We start from the raw sequence: 17,986 nt of genomic DNA, 5'->3' as shown, positions 1-17,986 counted from the left end.
TTGCGTTAAAAAAAGGCAGTTAATTACGAAATGGCGGGGCAGTTTGATAAAATAGCGACTTGATCGACCGAATTCACCCGCTGGCGTCCTGCCGCACGATGTTGAAAAACATGCTTGCGCGCGCGTGCCGGCGGGTATCCGCCTTCTATTTTACCGCCTCCGCTGCCACCACACCATGAACCAGACCTCTAATGTTTCCCTTTCCTACCGTGACGCTGGCGTCGATATCGACGCAGGCGACGCTTTAGTCGAAGCAATCAAGCCGTTTGCCAAGCGCACCCTGCGCGAAGGCGTGATGGGCGGCCTGGGCGGTTTTGGCGCCATGTTTGAAATCAGCAAGAAGTACAAGGAACCGGTGCTCGTCTCGGGCACCGACGGCGTGGGCACCAAATTGCGCCTGGCGTTCGAACTGAACCGCCATGATACGGTCGGCATCGACCTGGTCGCCATGAGCGTCAACGACATCCTGGTGCAAGGTGCCGAACCGCTGTTCTTCCTCGACTACTTCGCATGCGGCAAGCTGGACGTGGCCATCGCCACCGATGTCATCAAGGGCATCGCCCAGGGTTGCGAACAAGCGGGCTGCGCACTGATCGGCGGCGAAACGGCGGAAATGCCGAGCATGTACCCGGCCGGCGAATACGACCTGGCAGGTTTTGCCGTCGGCGCCGTGGAAAAATCGAAAATCATCGACGGCACCAAGATCGCCCCGGGCGACGTGGTGCTGGGCCTGGCCTCGTCCGGCGTGCACTCGAATGGTTACTCGCTGGTGCGCAAGATTATCGAAGTGGCAAAACCGGACCTGGAAGGCGACTTCCACGGCCGCAAGCTGGCCGACGTGCTGATGCAGCCGACGCGCATCTACGTCAAGCCGCTGCTGGCGCTGATGGATGCCATGGAAGTCAAGGGCATGGTGCACATCACCGGCGGCGGCCTGGTGGAAAACATCCCGCGCGTGCTGCAGCCTGGACTGGTGGCCGAGCTGGACTCGAAATCGTGGACCATGCCACCGCTGTTCACGTGGCTGCAACAGCACGGCGGCGTGGCTGACGCGGAGATGCACCGCGTCTTCAACTGCGGCATCGGCATGACCGTCATCGTTTCGCAGGAAAACGCGGACGCCGCCATCGCCCAGCTGCAAGCGGCCGGTGAAACCGTCTCGCGCATCGGCACCATCCGTGCGCGTAACGGCGACGAGCACCAGACCATCGTCATCTAAGCTGTCGCACGCATAGAAAAGGCAGGCACTCGCAAGAGGCCTGCCTTTTTTTACGTGCCTGCGCCTACCTTGCGTGCGCCGGCTTCATGCGCCCATCCGGCTGCGAGCCGCCCCTGCCGATCATGGCCACGCTGACGGCCGAGACGAGGGAGGCGAACAGGATGTAGCCGACGATGTGCCACGGTTCTCCATTGCCCGTTTTCAGCAGGTAGGTGGCGATGATGGGCGTCAGGCCGCTGGCGAAGATGCCGGAGAACTGGTACACGAAGGAAATGCCCGTGTAGCGCACCTTGGCGTCGAACAGGTCGCAGAACAGGGCCGCTTCCGGGCCGTACACGGCCGAATACAGCACGCCCAGCGGAATGATCACGGAACACCACAGCAGCATTGGATTGTCGGCGTGGTTCAGCATGATCCAGAAGGCAGGGATGGACGACACGCCCGTGATCAGCGAACCCCAGAAAAACACCTTGGTGCGGCCGATGCGGTCCGACAGGCGGCCGAAGAACGGGATGCAAAAGCACATCACGACGGCGGACGCCATCACGCCCATCAGCGCTTCCGTGCGGGCGATCTTGATGGTATTGGTCAGATAGGTGATGGAAAACACGCCGAAGATATTGAAGAACACACCATCGATATAGCGCGCGCCCATACCCTTCAAGACATTGCCCGGGTAGCGTTTCAGCAGGTCGAAAAACGGAATCTGCGTCTCCGCATTCTTTTCCTTGACGGCCTGGAATTCCGGCGTTTCCATCACGTTCAAACGTATCCACATGCCGATGAAGACGAGGGCGGCCGACAGGATGAAGGCCACGCGCCAGCCCCAGGACAGGAATTGCGCATCGCTCAAGCTGTACGACAGGATCGCCACCACGCCGGAAGCGAGGCACAGGCCGATGGCCAGGCCGATCTGCGGCAGGCTGGCATAGAAGCCGCGCTCCTTGGGTGGCGCATATTCATACGCCATCAGCACGGCGCCGCCCCATTCTCCACCGAGGCCGATGCCCTGCAGCACGCGCAGGAACAGCAGCAGGCCGGGCGCCCAGTAGCCGATGTGGTCATACGTGGGCAGCACGCCGATCAGGAAGGTGGAGATGCCCATGATCATCAGGGTCATGACCAGCATGCTCTTGCGGCCGATCTTGTCGCCGAAGTGGCCGAAGATCACGCCGCCGATGGGGCGCGACAGAAAGCCCACGGCAAAGGTGCCGTAGGCCAGCATGGTCGAGACGAGCGGATCGCCGCCCGGGAAGTACAGCTTGCTGAACACGATGCCGGCGACGACGCCGTATAAAAAGAAGTCGTACCACTCGATGGTGGCGCCGATCACGCTGGCCATCACGACTTTCCGTAGCTCTTTGGCCTTTTTCGGATTGTTCGTATTGTTCGGATTGTTATCCATAATATCTAGTCTCCCATCGATATCGATTATGTGTGTTTTTTTGATGCCTGACTGATTGCCAGGTCATTGAGGGGCGGGGCCGTCTGCCCGCCGCTGGCATCCTCCCGGGTGAGGTGGAAAGGGGCGCTGGCTAGGCCGCCTGCGGCAGCCGCACGGCGTCCGCCAGGATCATGTCGGCGGCTTTTTCCGCGATCATGATGGTGGGCGCGTTCGTGTTGCCCGAGACGATTTCCGGCATGATCGACGCATCGACCACGCGCAGGTGCTGCAAGCCGTGCACGCGCAGGCGGTCGTCGACGACCGCCATGGCGTCATGGCCCATCTTGCAGGTGCCGCTCGGGTGGTAGATGGACTGGCTGAAGCGCCGCGCCGCATCCAGCAGTTCTTCATCCGTCTCGAACTGCGGGCCGGGCACGAACTCGGAAATGATGTGCGGCGCCAGCGACGGCGCGGCGGCGATGCGGCGTGCCACGCGCAGGGCGGCGATCGCCGTGCGCTGGTCGCGGGGATCGGACAGGTAGTTCGGATAGATGCCCGGATAGGCGAGCGGGTCGGCGGACTTGATCGACACGTGGCCGCGGCTGTGCGGGCGCAGCTGGCACACGGACGAGGTAAACGCGGAAAACGGATGTGCGCCTTCGCCCGGCTTGTCGGCGCTCAGCGGCTGCATGTGGAACTGGATGTCGGGCCGCTCCACCTCGGGAGAGGATTTGGTAAATACCGTCACCTGGCTGGCCGCCAGGGTCAATGGCCCGGAGCGCGAAAACACATATTGCATGCCCACCCACAGCTTGCCCCACAGGCTGTTGACTTCATCGTTGAGGGTTTTCAGCCGCGTCTTGAAGACGAGGCGGATTTGCAGGTGGTCTTGCAGGTTCTGTCCCACGCCGGGCAAGTCGTGCACCAGCGGCACGCCCACTTCCTCGAGCAGGGCGCGCGGACCCACGCCCGAGCATTGCAGGATCTGCGGCGAGCCGATGGCGCCCGCGCATAAAATCACTTCGCCGCCGGCACGCGCCTGGCGCAGCTGGCCATCTTGCCTGTACTCGATGCCGACGGCACGCTTGCCCTCGAACAGCACGCGGGTGATCTGCGCGCGCACTTCCACGCGCAGGTTGACGCGCTTGCGGGCCGGCCGCAAAAAGGCTTTCGCCGTGCTCCAGCGCAAGCCCTTGCTGGCCGTCTGCTGGAAGTAGCCCACGCCTTCCTGCGTGGCGCCGTTGTAATCGGCATTGAAAGGGATGCCGCTTTCCGTGGCGCCCGCAATAAAGTGTTCCGCGATGGGGCGGCGCAGGCGCAAGTCCGACACCTTCAATGGGCCACCGACGCCGTGGTAATCGCTGGCGCCCCGCTCCTGGTCTTCCGATTTCTTGAAATAGGGCAACACCTCGGCATAGCTCCAGCCTGCATTGCCCAGCTCGGCCCAGCGGTCGTAATCCTCTTTCTGGCCCCGCACGTACAGCAAGCCGTTGAGCGAGCTGGAGCCGCCCAACACCTTGCCGCGCGGCCATTGCAGCTGGCGTCCGGCGATGCCGGCGTCCGCTTCCGTGCGGTAGCACCAGTCCAGATTCGGGTCGTGCATGGTCTTGAAATAGCCGACCGGCACGTGGATCCAGGGATTGTTGTCCTTGCCGCCCGCTTCCAGCAGCAATACCTGATTGTTGCTGTCGTGCGACAGGCGGTTGGCCAGCACGCAGCCGGCGGAACCGGCGCCGACGACGATGTAATCATAGTGTGTTTGCAACATGGTGCTTGTCTCCTGCGTTGCGGTATCGCGCCGCCTCGGCGGGCGTTTTTTGCGATACACTGGTCTTTATTGATTATTTTTGGAACGTCTTGTTCCATTTATAAAAGACGTGCAGCACCGGGACAAGCGGAAACAGCCGCATACGCGAGAGGTGAAACAGAACATGCATGATGCGTTTCAAAAACGGCCGGCCGAGGCCGAAGAAGGTAGCCAGGCGGCGTCCAGCACGGCGGCCAGCCATGGCGACGAGGCGCGGGGCTTGCGCGTGCTGCGCCTGATCGAGCACCTGGCCAGCGCCAGCCAGCCCTTGACCCTGTCGCAACTGGCCGCGCGCATGCAGGTGCCCAAGGCCAGCATGATGCGCCTGCTCGATACCTTGGAGCAACATGGCTATGTGCTGCGCACGCCCGTGGGACGCGGTTACGTGCCCGGTGCCGCTTCCACCAACCTGGCGCTGGCGACCCTGCGCAACAATGCCCTGATCCGTGTGAGCCGCAGCATCCTGGGCAGCCTGGTGGCGGCCACGGGCGAGACGTGCAATCTGGCGATTCCCGAGGGGAATGCGATCGTGTATGTGGACCGCGTGGAAACGCAGGAACCGCTGCGCCTGCATCTGGTGCTGGGCACGCGCGCGCCCATGCATTGCACGGCGAGCGGAAAATTATTCCTGGCGCACATGAATTTGCTGGAGCGGCGCGAGTTGCTGGCCATGCTGACCCTGCAGGCGCGCACGCCGAAAAGCATCACGGACCCCGTGCTGCTCGAGCGCGAGATCGTGCGCATCGCCCGCCTGGGCATCGGCATCGACGACGAGGAATTCGTGCACGGCATGGTCGCCGTGGCCGTGCCCATCTGCGCGGCCGACGGGCGCATCGTGGCGGCCGTGGCCTGCCACGCGCCCGTGGCGCGCAAGTCCGTGGAGCAACTGCTGCAGCACGTGCCGCAGCTCAAGGAGGCGGCCGTCAAGCTGCGGCCGCTGTTGCTGGCGGAAAACAGCTAGGGTTTCAAGACCTTTGCCACCTTCGCCGCGCGCAGGCGGAAGGCGTCCGGCATGCCCGAGCCCAGCAGCGGGCGCAGATACAGCCGGAAAGCATCTGTCACGTCCGTGCCGCTGGCGCTGATGAATTCGTCTTCCATGGTGCGCGTCTTGCCCGCCACGTCGGAAAGTGGCAGCAACTCGTAATCGACGGAATAAAAGCCCGTGCGCTTGATGGCGACGGAACCGTCGCGCTCGCCCCACATGGCGAATTGCACGGCCTTTTCGCCCACTTCGCGGGCTTCGCGTTGATCTACATCAGAGACGCAGCCGATGAAGGAGCGCTGCAGATAGCCGAAGGTATCGCCGCGCACGCGCTTGATGCCCAGTTTCGCCTTGATCTCGTCGCACAGCAGGTCGGCCAGCGCGCCCGTGCCCGACAATTGCACGTTGCCGTGCGCATCGCGCTCGACCGCATTGCCCGCCTGTGTGGCCAGCAGGCTGGCGATCGGCTCGCCCGAGGCGTCGTGGATGCCTTCCGACACGGCGATCACGCAGCGGCCATGTTTTTCATACGTGGCCTTCACGTCGGCGAGGAATTGATCCAGCGCAAAGACGCGCTCGGGCAGGTAGATCAGGTGCGGGCCATCGTCGGGGAACTTCTTGCCCAGCGCCGAGGCGGCCGTCAAAAAGCCCGCGTGGCGGCCCATCACCACGCCCACGTACACGCCGGGCAAGGCCGCGTTATCGAGGTTGGCGCCGGCGAACGCTTGCGCGACGAAGCGCGCGGCCGAGGGAAAGCCAGGCGTGTGGTCGCTGCCCACCAGGTCGTTGTCGATGGTTTTCGGGATGTGGATGCAGCGCAGCGGATAGCCGGCCTTATGCGCTTCCTCGCTGACGATGCGCACCGTGTCGGACGAGTCATTGCCGCCGATGTAAAAGAAGTGTTCGATCTCGTGCGCGCGCAGCACTTCGAAGATCTGCTGGCAGTAGGCAATATCGGGCTTGTCGCGCGTGGAGCCGAGCGCCGACGAGGGCGTGGCGGCCACCAGTTCCAGGTTATGGCTGGTCTCCTGCGTCAGATCGACGAATTCTTCATTGATGATGCCGCGCACGCCGTGCAGCGCCCCATACACGCGCGTGACATGTTGAAAGCGCCGCGATTCGAGCACCACGCCCACCAGCGACTGGTTGATGACGGCGGTGGGACCGCCTCCCTGGGCAACAAGAATTTTTCCAGACGGCATGGGATTTCCTCGTAAATGGAACGGCCCTCCAGCCTACTCCTTTTTTGCCGGGACGCTGTCTTTTCCAATATTTCTGTCGAGGAATTGTTCCACGCGCTGCCAGAAGTCCACGCGCGTGGCCGCCAAGCCCCAACGGTCGCCTTCGTCGGCGTACAACTGCCAGTCGACGCGCGGATTGTTCTGCTTGAGCTTGTCGCGCAATTGCATGCCCTGATAGACGGGCACCTTGCTGCCGGCCCCCCCGTAGGCCAACAGCAGGGGCTGCGTCAACTTTTCGGCCTGATTCATGGGGGAGTTGGCCTTGAGCAGGGTGGCATCGTGCACGGGATCGCCGATGCGTTGCGGCATGGTGTATTGTCTTGCTTCCTCGCCCATCCGGTGATCGACGCTCCAGTGCTGTGTAAACATTTTCGGCAAGTCGGTGATGCCGCCCCAGCTTACGCCGCAACGGAACAGGTCGCCATCCTTGATCAAGCCCATCAGGGCGGCATACCCGCCATAGGCGCCGCCGCCGATGATGCAGATGCGCTGAGGATCGGCAATGCCTTGTGCGATGGCCCAGCGTGCGCCGTCGGCCAGGTCATCCTGCATGGCCAGACCCCATTGTTTCCAGCCTGCTCGCAAATACTGGTCGCCACGGCCGCCGCTGCCGCGAAATTCGACTTGCAGCACGGCATAGCCGCGCGAAGCGAGAAATTGCCGCTCGCTCATCCAGTACCACAGGCTGCCACGTTCTGCTGGCGCACTGCGCACGAGTAGCAGCATCGGCAGTTTCTTGCCGCCCCCCTTGGGCAAGGTCAGCCAGGCAGGAATCTCCATGCCGTCGCGCGCTCGATATTGCATCAGATCGGTTTGCGCCATGTGCTCAGCATCGATGGCGGGACGGGCGCTGCCGATCTTTTGCAATTGCCGGGTTTGCTTGTTGTAGAGCAGGAAGGCGCTGGGCTGGCGGTCCGAATATGCCGTCACGATGAGCTGTCGGCTGTCTGCCCTGGAGCTGCGTGAGATCAGGTTAATGGTCGCAGGCAATTGCGCGTCGATGTCTTGCTGCACCGCCTTCCAGTCGGCGCTGAACCATTCGGTGGTGGTGGCATCATTGGTGTAGTAGACACCCAGCAAGCGTTTCTGGTCCGTGAGGATGCCGCCATCGAAATCATAGCCAGCCAGCGTCACCAGCGGCTTGCCCGTGACGCGGCCAGCCGCCAGGTCATAGGCATACAGGGCGCGCGTGTCGGCGCCGTTGCGGCTGCTGACATACAAGATGCCATCGGGACCGAATTCCAGCGGCGTAATGGCGTGAGGTTCGCTGTCGTAGGCATCCTGGCTGGCGATGGCACGCCAGCGTTGCTCGCCCTGTTCAAGGTAGTAGAACGTCTTGCGCCGGCCCTCGACAGCCGTAGCCAGGCGTGGTTTGCCGTGCTGGTCGAGCAGCCAGTGACGCACGCCTTTGGCGGGGGGCGCCACTTTTTCCCATTGCTGGGTAGTGGTATCGAGGCGCAGCAAGTCGAATTGTCCGACCCTCGCCGTATTCTCATTGCGCTCCTTGAACACGACGGCTTTCTGGACATAAATGACATCGGAATCCTGGGTACCGGACTGGTCCAGCAGATACACGGAGGACGGTAACTTCCTGGACGCAAAGCGCGGGTCATCCGGGATATCATCCATGGAAGCCAATTGGCGGTAATTACTGCCATCGCGGTCGACGACGAACATGCCCGGCGCATATTTGCGCTGGCCATCGGCCACCTGCGAGTCCCTGGTATCGAATACCAGCCGCTTGGCATTGACCCATGCCACGTTGCCGATGTCGCGGTCGCTGAAGCTGGCAACGACCTTGACTTCCTGGCTGGCTACATCGAGCACGGTCAGGCGCCGGCGCCGGTTGTCGCCCATCAGCAAGATGGCGACCGCGTTGCCGTCAGGCGACAGCGTGACACTGCTGATCTGATCTTCGTCAAAGAAGGCGGTGGCGCCGATGCCTGACGGGACGATAGCTTTGGTGCTGGCGGCTGCCGTTTGGGCGAGTGCCGGCGGCGATACGATCGCCAGCAACAGGCAGGCCATTGCGGCGCGGGTGAGTGTTGCACCGCTTGCCAAAGTAATGTTGCTGGGTGTCATTCCGCCTCCAAAAAATAGTAAATAAGATATCTATTTATGCACTATTTCTTGAAGGTATCATTGTTTGTACGTTTCAACCAGCAAGGTGCTATTCCGGCGCCCGGATGTGTTCGACCAGCCCCGTGCTGCGGCGTCCTGGCGCCGGCGTCAGCCAGCTGACCAGCACGGCGGCGGCCAGGCCGGCCGGCACGCCGAAGATGCCGGCGGAAATGGGAGCGATATGAAACCATTGACCGCTGGCATTACCTCCCAGCATGGTGCTCGTGTGCAGCATGTAATACAGGCACACGCCAAAGCCCGCCAGCATGCCGGCCAGCGCGCCCTGGTGGTTGGCGCGTTTCCAGAACACGCCCAGCACCAGCGGCGGAAACAGGGTGGAGGCGGCCAGGGAAAAGGCCACGCCCACGAGCGACAAAATGTCCGCCGGCTTTTGCGAGGCCGCATAGGCGGCGATGAAGGCCACGGCCAGCAGCAGCAATTTCGAGATCGTCACGCGCTTTTGCGTCGAGGCGGTGGGATCGACCACCTTGTAATAAATGTCGTGCGACAGGGCGTTCGAAATGGCCAGCAGCAAGCCATCGGCCGTCGACAGGGCGGCAGCCAGGCCGCCGGCCGCCACCAGGCCGGAAATCACATAGGGCAGGCCGGCGATCTCGGGCGTGGCCAGCACCAGCACGTCGGCGTCGATGGAAATTTCCGCCAATTGCACGATGCCGTCGCGGTTGACGTCGACGATGCTGATCAGGGGGCTGAGCTTATCCACGTTGGCCCAGTAGGACACCCAGGTGGGCAGGTTCGTGTATTGCGTGCCCACCAGCGCCGAGTAAATATCGTATTTGACCAGCACGGCCAGCGCTGGAATCGTGAGGTAGATCAACAAGATGAAGAACAGGGTCCAAAAGACGGAGACGCGTGTTTCGTGCACGGACGGCGTGGTGTAGGATCGCATCAGGATGTGGGGCAGGGCGGCCGTGCCCAGCATCATGCAGAACACGAGGGCCAGGAAATTGTTGCGCTTGATGTCGGATTGTTCCCGGTCGGCGGCGGGAAACGGCTGCGCGTGCGGAATGATCGGCTCGGCGCGTTTCTGGTTCTGCGCCTGCGCCGTCTGCCACAGCACGCGTGCCTCGTCCGGACTTTTCGGATAGGCGATCAGGTAGCGCTCCGCGTTGCGGATGTCGAACAGCGAAGCATTGCGCTGGCGCAAACTATCGAGCTGGCGCTGGGCCGTCAGATGGCCTTGTTCCCAGGAAGCGGGCAAGCCATCGATGCGCGCCTGGTAGCTTTGCGCGCGCTGGCGGAAGATGGCGCGCACTTCGTTTTCTTTCGGGTCCGTTTCCAGCACGTGTTCGCGCGCGCTCAGTTGCGGCAGCACCTTGCCGTAGGCGATCTGCGGCACGGGATTGTCCGCATGCTTGACCGACAGCCACATGGCGGGAATCAGAAAGGCGACGAGGATGATGATGTACTGCGCCACCTGCGTCCAGGTGATGGCGCGCATGCCGCCCAGAAAGGAGCAGACGAGGATGCTGGCCAGGCCCAGGAAGATGCCGACGGAAAAATCCACGCCCGTGAAGCGCGAGGCGATCAGGCCGACGGCATAGATCTGCGCCACCACATACGTAAACGAGACGATGATGGTGGCGGCCACGGCCACCACGCGCACGCTGGCGCCCCGTTTGTCGGTGCCGCTGCCGTAGCGGGCGGCGAGGAAATCGGGAATCGTGTACTGGCTGAACTTGCGCAGATAGGGCGCGATCAGCAGGGCCACCAGGCAATAGCCGCCCGTCCAGCCCATGATGAAGGCCAGGCCGTCGAAGCCGTTCAGGTACAGGCCGCCGGCCAGACTGATGAAGCTGGCCGCCGAAATCCAGTCGGCGGCCGTGGCCATGCCGTTGAACATGGCCGGCACCCGGCGCCCCGCCACATAGTATTCGGTGACGTTCGAGGTGCGGCTGATGACGCCGATGGTGGCGTACAGGGTGATGGTGACGAGCATGAACAGGTAGCCGATCCACGCGCGCGGCATGCCTTCCTGTTCCAGTACCGACAGGGCCAGCAGGAAGGCGGCGAAACCGGCGGTAAACAGCAGGTAGTAGCGGCACAGGCGCGCAAAGAAGCTGCGTTGGCCGCTCATGCTTGCTCCTCGGCATGAAACGCCCGGTCGAGGCGCCGCATGCGCCAGGCATACAAGGCGATGATGGCCAGGTACACGAGCGAGGCGCCCTGGGCCGCCATATAAAAGGGCAGCGGCCAGCCGAACAGATTCAAATGTAACAGTTCGCGCGCATAGAACACGGTCAGGAAGCCCGTCAGCAGCCAGACCAGCAGCAGGATGGCCGTCAGGCGCCGCGTCTTGCGCCAGTGCACATCGAGGCGCGCCTGCAGCTCGGGGCTGGGCGTGCGCGCCGGCCGCGCGGGGGGAGCGGGTGGGCTCGGCTTATCCATACGTGATGTCATCCTCTTCTGGCGCGTCCGGCAACAGCAGGGCGATGCTCAGGCGCAGCAGGGTGCCCGGCAGTTTCGGCGACTGCGCGCGCGGATTGTTAAAAATATCGACTTCGGCGCCATGCTGCTGGGCAATTTCGCGCACGATGGCCAGGCCCAGGCCGCTACCGTCGACATTGCTGCCGAGAATGCGGTAAAAGCGTTCGAACACGTGCGCCCGCTCCGCCTGCGGTATGCCGGGGCCCGTATCTTCCACTTCCAGGATGGCCAGTTCCAGGGTGCTGCGCACGCGCACCGTGACGCTGCCGCCAGCCGGCGTGTAGCGCAAGGCATTGTCGATCAGGTTGCTCAGCAGCTCGCGCAGCATCATGGCATTGCCGGAAATCAAGATCGAATACGCGGGCTGTTCGAAGCCCAGGTCGATATGCTGGGCAAACGAGGCTTGCACCCAGTCTTGCACCACGCCGCGCGCCAGTTCGCTCAACTCGATCGGTTCGAACGCCGTGCCCGCCTGCGGCTGGTTTTCCGCGCGCGCCAGGGCCAGCAACTGGTTGACCAGGCGCGTGGCCGCTTCCGAACTTTTCGCCAGTTGCAGCAGCGAGCGGTGGATTTCGTCGTGGTCGGTCTGGCGCAGGGCCAGCTCCGATTGCATGCGCATGCCGGCCAGCGGCGTTTTCATCTGGTGCGCGGCATCGGCGATGAAGCGCTTCTGCATGTCGATCGACAGCGACAGCCGCGCCAGCATCTCGTTGAGCGAACCGACCAGCGGCGTGATTTCTTCGGGCACCTGGCCCGATTCGATGGGCGATAGATCGTCGGGCGGGCGGGCGCGTATGCGTTCCTGCAATTGCGCCAGCGGCGACAGGCCGCGCGCCAGGGCAAACCAGACCAGGGCCAGGATCACGGGCAGGATGATGAACTGCGGCAAAATCACGCCCTTGATGATTTCATTGGCCAGCTGGGCGCGCTTTTCCAGGGTTTCCGCCACTTGCACCAGCGCGCGGCTGGGTTCATCGTCGTTGCCGGAAGGAATGTCGAGATAGCTGAACGCCACACGCACGGGCGTGCCGTGGATGGTGTCGTTGCGAAACAGCACCATGCCGCTGCGGTATTTGTCGGGGTCTTGCGGCGGCGGCAGATCGCGGTCGCCGTTCAGGTATTCGCCGCGCGGGCCCACCACCAGGTAATACAGGGTGTCGACATCGTCGCCGCGCAGGAAGTCGCGGCCCTTGCCGTTTTTGTCCGGCACGTGGCGCAGCATCGCGCCATCGGCTTGCTTGACCTGTTGCGTCAGCACCGTCACGCTGTCTTCCAGCGCATGGTCGAACGGTTGATTGGCGATGCTCTTGGCCACCAGATAGGTGATGGCGATGCTCATCGGCCACAGCAGCAGCAAGGGCGCCAGCATCCAGTCGAGGATTTCGCCGAACAGCGAATGCTCGATGGTGTCATCCTGCTCCGTGGTGGGCGGCTCGAACCAGTCGTCGTCGTCCGCCTCGTCCGCTGGCGCCTCGCGCGCCTTCACTTGCTGGCGGGTCCGCTGGCCGGGCTTGCCGACTCGCCCGCTTCGGCGTTCAGGCGCGCCGCTTCCGAGTATTTTTCCAGGCAATAGCCGAGGCCGCGCACGGTGGCGATGCGCACGCCGCCCACTTCGATCTTCTTGCGCAAGCGGTGGACATACACTTCGATGGCGTTGTTCGACACTTCTTCGCCCCATTCGCACAGGTGGTCGACCAGTTGCTCTTTTGAAACGAGGCGGCCCGTGCGGCCCAGCAGGATTTCCAGCAAGCCCAGTTCGCGCGCCGACAGGTCGAGCATCTGGTCGTTGATGTAGGCGCTGCGCCCCACCTGGTCGTAGCTGAGGGGGCCGTGCTTGATGATGGTGGCGCCGCCGCCGGCGCCGCGGCGCGTCAGGGCGCGCACTCTTGCCTCCAGTTCCGACAAGGCGAACGGCTTGGCCATATAATCGTCGGCACCGAGGTCGAGGCCATTCACGCGTTGCTCGATGGAATCGGCGGCCGTCAGGATCAGCACGGGCAGCAGCGAGGCGCGCGCGCGCAGGCGGCGCAGCACTTCCAGCCCGGACATCTTGGGCAAGCCCAGGTCGAGGATCAGCAAGTCGAATTCCTGGGTGGACAGGGCCGTATCGGCCTCTTGCCCGGTCTTGACGTAGTCGATCGCATAACCGGACTGGCGCAGCGAGCGGGTCAGGCCATCGGCCAGCACGCTGTCATCTTCGGCAAGTAAAATACGCATGGTGCACTTCCTATGCTTGCGACGGTAGAAGCTTGTATTGTGTTTCATTTTCCGCAAGGTGGCGAATTTTTGTGAAAAACAGGGTTGTATTGATCTGTTTCAAAACAAATCCACGTTCCGCTTGCATTGATCACTGTTTTTTTATACAGTACTGTCTGTGTAAAGAATTTAACCCACTGGCGCTATCGCAGGCCGACCGATTCATGTGAATCGTCGACTGTAGAACGGCTGAAAGAACATATGGACGATAAAAAAGCTGTAGTACCCGCATCGGAAAAAGCCAAGGCGCTCGCCGCCGCACTGGCGCAGATCGAGAAGCAGTTTGGCAAAGGTTCGGTCATGCGCATGGATGCCAGCGCACCGATCGAAGAAGTGCAAGTCGTGTCGACCGGTTCGCTCGGCCTCGATATCGCGCTGGGCGTGGGCGGCTTGCCGCGCGGCCGCGTGGTGGAGATCTACGGTCCTGAATCGTCGGGTAAAACCACCCTGACCCTGCAAACCATTGCTGAAATGCAAAAACTGGGCGGCACCTGCGCCTTTATCGATGCCGAGCACGCGCTCGACGTCGGTTACGCGCAAAAGCTGGGCGTGAACCTGCATGAACTGCTGATCTCGCAACCGGATACGGGCGAGCAGGCGCTGGAAATCTGCGACGCCCTCGTGCGTTCGGGCAGCGTCGACCTCGTCGTCATCGACTCCGTGGCCGCACTGACGCCACGCGCCGAGATCGAAGGCGACATGGGCGATTCCCTGCCGGGCTTGCAAGCCCGTTTGATGTCGCAAGCCCTGCGCAAGCTGACCGGCTCCATCAACCGCACGAATACCCTGGTCATCTTCATCAACCAGATCCGCATGAAGATCGGCGTGATGTTCGGCAGCCCGGAAACGACCACCGGCGGCAATGCGCTGAAATTCTACGCCTCCGTGCGCCTGGATATCCGCCGCACCGGCTCGATCAAGTCCGGCGATGAAGTGATCGGCAACGAAACCAAGGTCAAGGTCGTCAAGAACAAGATCGCGCCACCGTTCAAGGAAGCGCACTTCGACATCCTGTACGGCGCCGGCACCTCGCGCGAAGGCGAAATCCTGGATCTGGGTTCGGATGCCAAGATCGTGGAAAAATCCGGTTCGTGGTACAGCTACAACGGCGAACGCATCGGCCAGGGCAAGGACAACGCCCGCGCCTTCCTGCAAGAGCGTCCGGCGCTGGCCCGCGAGATCGAAAACAAGGTCCGCGCTTCGCTGGGCGTGCGCGAACTGCCGCCGCTGGCTGCTGAAAAGCCGGAAAAAGCGGATAAAGCTGCCGACAAGGCTGCCAAGGCTGCGGAAGCCAAGGCCGCGGAGTAAGCGACAGTGGCGGGGCCCGCCTGGCTCGCCGGCGGCAGCTTGCCGCACAAAAAAGTTCTACAATGATTGCCGCCCTGCGCCTGTGCGCCTGGCGGCAATTGTGTTTTCAGTCCGGTGTGGTAAAGATGGGATACGGGTATGGCAGCGGTACAACTGAGCCTGAAGGGCAGGGCGCTACGCTTTCTGTCGATGCGCGAACACAGCCGCATGGAATTGCGGCGCAAGCTGCAGCGCCATGCGCAGGAGAGCGACGATGTGGAAGCCTTGCTCGACAGCCTGGAGCAAGCCAACTGGCTGTCGCAGGAGCGTTTTTCCGAGTCGCTGATCCACCGCCGCTCGGCCCGTTTCGGCAATAGCCGCATCATGGCGGAATTGCAAAGCCATGGCATTGGGGGCGAAGCGCTGCAGGAACTCAAGGCGGGCCTGGCCGAAGGGGAAGTGGCGCGCGCCTGCGAAGTGTGGCGCCGCAAATTTGGTGCAGTGGCGCAGGATGCCGAGCAGCGCAACAAGCAGATGCGCTTCCTGATGCAGCGCGGCTTTTCCCAGCGCGCTGTGCAGGTGGCGTTGAAGGGACTCGAGCCCGACGAGGACTAAGGCCGTCGTGCGTGCACTGGCGCTCCCGTATGCCGCCAGACAAGGTCGCTTTGCCGCTCCTGCCGTCTGCTTTGCGCCCTGGCCATGACCCGGCCGCCGCGCCGCGCGGCCGTGAACTGCGCTTTCAAATGCCCTCTGTTCGCGCTACTGGGCGCCCGCGATATCGGGTATTCTGGCGCTCGAACCCGGTGCGCTGCGTGCACCGCCACTGATCGAGACAGGAAGCGCAATGAGCAACTGGAATGCCGGCTATATGGCCGAGGTCGCCTATACCTATGGCTATTACGAAGAATTGAATCCCCTGCGCCTGCGCCTGCCCCTGCTGGCCGCCGGCCTGGTCCTGCCTGTCAATGGCACGGCTTGCGAACTGGGCTTCGGCCAGGGCGTCAGTGCCAACTTCCATGCTGCGGCGTCCGCCACGCGCTGGTATGGCAATGATTTCAATCCGGCCCAGGCGGCCTATGCCCAGGAACTGGCCAGCGCCGCTGGCGCCGGGGCGCAGTTCACGGACGAATCGTTCGAACAGTTTTGCCGCCGCGATGATTTGCCCGATTTCGATTTCATTTGCCTGCACGGCATCTGGAGCTGGATTTCGGCGGAAAACCGTGTATTGATCGTGGACTTCCTGCAGCGCAAGCTGAAAGTGGGCGGCGTCGCCTACCTCAGCTACAACACCCAGCCTGGCTGGGCGGCCATGATGCCGATGCGCGACTTGCTGACGGAGCATAGCCGTGTCATGGGGGCGCCGGGGCAAGGCGTGCTGGCGCGTATCGACGGCGCCATCGATTTCGTCGACAGGATGATCGCCACGAAGCCGCGCTATCTCGAGGCCAATCCCCTGCTGGCCGACCGCTTCGAGAAGCTGAAATCGTTTGAACGTCATTATGTTGCACACGAGTATTTCAATGCGGACTGGCAGCCGATGGCTTTTTCCCAGGTGGCTGCCATGTTGAGTGAAGCCAAGCTGGAGTTCGCCGCTTCCGCCACCTACACCGAGCATGTCGACATGCTCAATCTGACGGCCGAGCACCAGCAATTCCTGGCCGAGATTCCTGATCCCATCTTCCGCGAAACGACGCGGGCTTTTCTGATCAACCAGCAATTTCGCAGGGATTACTGGATCAAGGGTGCACGCACGCTGACGCCGTTCGCCCAGGCCACGGCCTTGCGGGCCGTGCGCGTGATGCTGGCGGTGCCGCGCGATACGGTGGTGTTGAGCGTGCATGGCGTGCTGGGCGATGCCGATATGGATGAGCGCGTGTATGGGCCCGTGCTCGATGCGCTTGCCGATCACCGTGTGCGCACGATCGGGGAACTGGAGCAGCAATTGGCTGGCACGGAAGCCAGCCTGGCCGCCTTGTTGCAGATCATGCTGATTCTGATCAGCAAGGGCAGTGTCTACGCCGTCCAGGACGATGCCGACATTGCCGTGGCAAGGCCGCAGACGGCGCGCCTGAATGCGTATTTGCTGGAGCAGGCGCTGGCAAGGTCCGACCTGTACAGCCTTGCCAGCCCGATGACGGGCGGCGGCGTGTTTGTACCGCATTTACAACAGCTGTTCCTGTGGGCGAAAATGCAAGGATGGCAAGAGCCGCAGGACTGGGTGCGCGAGACATGGCCCGTGCTGATACGCCTGAAGCAGTTGCTGTCGAAGGATGGGCAGCCCTTGCTGACGGAGGAAGAGAACCTGGCCGAGCTGTGGGAGCATGCCCGCCATTTTGCCGAGCGTACCTTGCCGGTTTTGCGCGCGCTGGGCGTGACCGACTGAGGCACGGTGTTGGCGTGTCCGCGCCATGCCGCAAGTTATGCGAATCGCGAATGATCGTCATTGATCTTGCGATTTGCATCAATAATCGCAGGCAGGCGAGCAGACCGGTGAAAAATTATGTTGCGGCGCAACCAGCGCCCAGTGTGCTACACTTTTAGGGTTTTTGCGGCGCCGCAGGTGCGGTTGCTGTTCGTAGAAGCTGCGAACAGAGTGCTTTAGGCACATGGCTGCTTACTAAATTATGGCCGCGCAAGCGGCATCGGTCTTATGCCCCTGTCAACTCCCGTATCCCGGCGCGCCCTCCGGCACTCCCGCGTTATCGACGTCCAAGCGTATGTGCGCGACGACGGCCTGTGGGATATTGACGCCCGTATCACCGATATCAAAAGCTATGACGCGACCCTGGCCTCCGGCCCCCGTCCCGCCGGCTCCCCCCTGCATGACCTCCACTTACGCATTACCGTCGATCGCGAACTGACCATCGTCGAGGCCGAAGCCGCCTCCGATGCCGTGCCCTATCCCGGTTTTTGCGATACCATCGGCCCCGCTTACAGAGCGCTGATCGGTCTGAATTTATTGAAGAATTTCCGCCGCGACTTGAAACAGCGCCTGGCGGGAATCGCCGGCTGTACCCATTTGACCGAACTGGCGCAAGTCTTGCCGACTGCGACGGTTCAGGCATTTGCCGGCGATGTCTGGTCGACCCGTGACGGTGCGAATGCTGACTTGTCGCATGAAAAGCCGTTTCAACTCGACAAATGCCACGCCCTGCGCACCGATGGCGGGGCGGTTGCACAGTATTACCCGCGCTGGGTAGCCAAAGCGTGACCCCGGCGCTCTGTTTTTCCTGTTTTTTTT

General features: G+C 62.5%; 14 protein-coding genes. 6 read left to right on the top strand and 8 right to left on the bottom strand.

Features of this window, described 5'->3' with window-relative positions; all coding sequences use genetic code 11:
• Positions 1 to 175 precede the first annotated feature (175 nt).
• Positions 176 to 1,219: a phosphoribosylformylglycinamidine cyclo-ligase gene (gene purM / locus O3299_RS18190; protein ID WP_278317157.1), complete on the top strand. Its 1,044-nt coding sequence runs from the start codon at positions 176 to 178 to the stop codon at positions 1,217 to 1,219.
• A 64-nt stretch (positions 1,220 to 1,283) separates the two neighbouring features.
• Here purM and O3299_RS18185 read toward each other — a convergent pair whose 3' ends face one another.
• On the bottom strand, positions 1,284 to 2,624 hold the full coding sequence (locus O3299_RS18185) for an MFS transporter (protein ID WP_305062856.1): 1,341 nt from the start codon (positions 2,622 to 2,624) through the stop codon (positions 1,284 to 1,286).
• A gap of 130 nt (positions 2,625 to 2,754) precedes the next feature.
• Positions 2,755 to 4,371 (bottom strand): GMC family oxidoreductase, encoded by a 1,617-nt coding sequence (locus tag O3299_RS18180; RefSeq protein ID WP_305062855.1) that lies wholly within the window; start codon positions 4,369 to 4,371, stop codon positions 2,755 to 2,757.
• A 163-nt stretch (positions 4,372 to 4,534) separates the two neighbouring features.
• Here O3299_RS18180 and O3299_RS18175 point away from each other — a divergent pair, with 163 nt between their 5' ends.
• A complete protein-coding gene (locus O3299_RS18175; protein ID WP_305062854.1) occupies positions 4,535 to 5,371 on the top strand; it encodes an IclR family transcriptional regulator in 837 nt (278 codons plus the stop codon).
• Here O3299_RS18175 and O3299_RS18170 read toward each other — a convergent pair.
• From O3299_RS18170 to O3299_RS18145, 6 genes are all read right to left on the bottom strand, one after another.
• A complete protein-coding gene (locus O3299_RS18170) occupies positions 5,368 to 6,594 on the bottom strand; it encodes a 6-phosphofructokinase (protein ID WP_289900140.1) in 1,227 nt (408 codons plus the stop codon). The two genes, O3299_RS18175 and O3299_RS18170, sit on opposite strands and share 4 nt — an antisense overlap.
• Positions 6,595 to 6,627: 33 nt before the next feature.
• On the bottom strand, positions 6,628 to 8,649 hold the full coding sequence (locus O3299_RS18165) for a S9 family peptidase (protein WP_305062853.1): 2,022 nt from the start codon (positions 8,647 to 8,649) through the stop codon (positions 6,628 to 6,630).
• 154 nt (positions 8,650 to 8,803) lie between these two features.
• Positions 8,804 to 10,852: a sodium:solute symporter family protein gene (locus tag O3299_RS18160; RefSeq protein ID WP_305054141.1), complete on the bottom strand. Its 2,049-nt coding sequence runs from the start codon at positions 10,850 to 10,852 to the stop codon at positions 8,804 to 8,806.
• A complete protein-coding gene (locus O3299_RS18155; RefSeq protein WP_099666354.1) occupies positions 10,849 to 11,163 on the bottom strand; it encodes a DUF4212 domain-containing protein in 315 nt (104 codons plus the stop codon). Before O3299_RS18155 ends, O3299_RS18160 begins: the two co-directional genes overlap by 4 nt.
• Positions 11,156 to 12,688, bottom strand: coding sequence for a sensor histidine kinase (locus O3299_RS18150; RefSeq protein WP_289917589.1), 1,533 nt, complete (start codon positions 12,686 to 12,688; stop codon positions 11,156 to 11,158). The genes O3299_RS18155 and O3299_RS18150 overlap by 8 nt, the downstream gene beginning before the upstream one ends.
• Entirely contained in the window at positions 12,685 to 13,419 is a 735-nt protein-coding gene (locus tag O3299_RS18145) for a response regulator transcription factor (RefSeq protein WP_034746066.1), read from the bottom strand. Before O3299_RS18145 ends, O3299_RS18150 begins: the two co-directional genes overlap by 4 nt.
• A gap of 240 nt (positions 13,420 to 13,659) precedes the next feature.
• Between O3299_RS18145 and recA the strand changes: the two genes are divergently transcribed.
• The 4 genes from recA to O3299_RS18125 all read left to right on the top strand — a co-directional run bounded on the left by recA (position 13,660) and on the right by O3299_RS18125 (position 17,956).
• Positions 13,660 to 14,766, top strand: coding sequence for a recombinase RecA (recA, locus tag O3299_RS18140; RefSeq protein WP_071321836.1), 1,107 nt, complete (start codon positions 13,660 to 13,662; stop codon positions 14,764 to 14,766).
• 138 nt (positions 14,767 to 14,904) lie between these two features.
• Positions 14,905 to 15,360 (top strand): recombination regulator RecX, encoded by a 456-nt coding sequence (recX, locus tag O3299_RS18135; RefSeq protein ID WP_099666355.1) that lies wholly within the window; start codon positions 14,905 to 14,907, stop codon positions 15,358 to 15,360.
• A 229-nt stretch (positions 15,361 to 15,589) separates the two neighbouring features.
• On the top strand, positions 15,590 to 17,128 hold the full coding sequence (locus tag O3299_RS18130) for a class I SAM-dependent methyltransferase (RefSeq protein ID WP_305062852.1): 1,539 nt from the start codon (positions 15,590 to 15,592) through the stop codon (positions 17,126 to 17,128).
• Between the two features lie 267 nt (positions 17,129 to 17,395).
• A complete protein-coding gene (locus O3299_RS18125) occupies positions 17,396 to 17,956 on the top strand; it encodes a DUF2889 domain-containing protein (protein WP_077408684.1) in 561 nt (186 codons plus the stop codon).
• The last annotated feature ends 30 nt before the right edge of the window (positions 17,957 to 17,986 follow it).

It is taken from the genome of Janthinobacterium sp. SUN176, assembly GCF_030587335.1.
GTDB classification, from domain to species: domain Bacteria; phylum Pseudomonadota; class Gammaproteobacteria; order Burkholderiales; family Burkholderiaceae_D; genus Janthinobacterium; species Janthinobacterium kumbetense.
The sequence above is the reverse complement of the archived record's forward strand: the minus strand, read 5'-3'. Positions and strand labels throughout refer to the sequence as shown.

Coding starts and splice junctions, on each gene's coding strand:
- purM (WP_278317157.1), top strand. CDS start 176: ATGAACCAGACCTCTAATGTTTCCCTTTCCTACCGTGACGCTGGCGTC.
- O3299_RS18185 (WP_305062856.1), bottom strand. CDS start 2,624: ATGGATAACAATCCGAACAATACGAACAATCCGAAAAAGGCCAAAGAG.
- O3299_RS18180 (WP_305062855.1), bottom strand. CDS start 4,371: ATGTTGCAAACACACTATGATTACATCGTCGTCGGCGCCGGTTCCGCC.
- O3299_RS18175 (WP_305062854.1), top strand. CDS start 4,535: ATGCATGATGCGTTTCAAAAACGGCCGGCCGAGGCCGAAGAAGGTAGC.
- O3299_RS18170 (WP_289900140.1), bottom strand. CDS start 6,594: ATGCCGTCTGGAAAAATTCTTGTTGCCCAGGGAGGCGGTCCCACCGCC.
- O3299_RS18160 (WP_305054141.1), bottom strand. CDS start 10,852: ATGAGCGGCCAACGCAGCTTCTTTGCGCGCCTGTGCCGCTACTACCTG.
- O3299_RS18155 (WP_099666354.1), bottom strand. CDS start 11,163: ATGGATAAGCCGAGCCCACCCGCTCCCCCCGCGCGGCCGGCGCGCACG.
- O3299_RS18145 (WP_034746066.1), bottom strand. CDS start 13,419: ATGCGTATTTTACTTGCCGAAGATGACAGCGTGCTGGCCGATGGCCTG.
- recA (WP_071321836.1), top strand. CDS start 13,660: ATGGACGATAAAAAAGCTGTAGTACCCGCATCGGAAAAAGCCAAGGCG.
- recX (WP_099666355.1), top strand. CDS start 14,905: ATGGCAGCGGTACAACTGAGCCTGAAGGGCAGGGCGCTACGCTTTCTG.
- O3299_RS18130 (WP_305062852.1), top strand. CDS start 15,590: ATGAGCAACTGGAATGCCGGCTATATGGCCGAGGTCGCCTATACCTAT.
- O3299_RS18125 (WP_077408684.1), top strand. CDS start 17,396: ATGCCCCTGTCAACTCCCGTATCCCGGCGCGCCCTCCGGCACTCCCGC.